Source organism: Marinobacter halodurans, from assembly GCF_004327985.1.
Taxonomy (GTDB): domain Bacteria; phylum Pseudomonadota; class Gammaproteobacteria; order Pseudomonadales; family Oleiphilaceae; genus Marinobacter_A; species Marinobacter_A halodurans.
This window is the reverse complement of record NZ_SJDL01000228.1, coordinates 1-255: the sequence shown is the minus strand read 5'-3', so window position 1 is coordinate 255 and position 255 is coordinate 1. Positions and strand designations below refer to the sequence as shown.

At 61.2% G+C, this 255-nt stretch carries 1 protein-coding gene; it reads right to left on the bottom strand.

Annotation, left to right across the window (positions count from 1 at the left end):
* On the bottom strand, nt 1-226 hold a 226-nt coding region (locus EZI54_RS24180; protein ID WP_341352876.1), incomplete at its 3' end, for a reverse transcriptase domain-containing protein.
* Between the last annotated feature and the right edge of the window lie 29 nt (nt 227-255).

Below are 255 nucleotides of genomic sequence, written 5' to 3'. Positions count from 1 at the left end.
GCAGGTAACGCCGGATCAGGGTCAGTATCCGTCGGTCGGTGATGCGACGGGCCAGCAGGCTCATCAACACATCGTGATTGACCCGATCAAAGAACTGGGCCAGATCCAGATCGATCACCCAGCGGTGACCCTCGCTGATGTGTCGTTGCATCGCCTTGACCGCCTGGTGGGCGCTTCGGCCGGGGCGGAACCCGTAGCTGTGGTCCGAGAAGGTCGGTTCCAGCATCGCACTCAGCACCTGATGAAGCGCTTGTT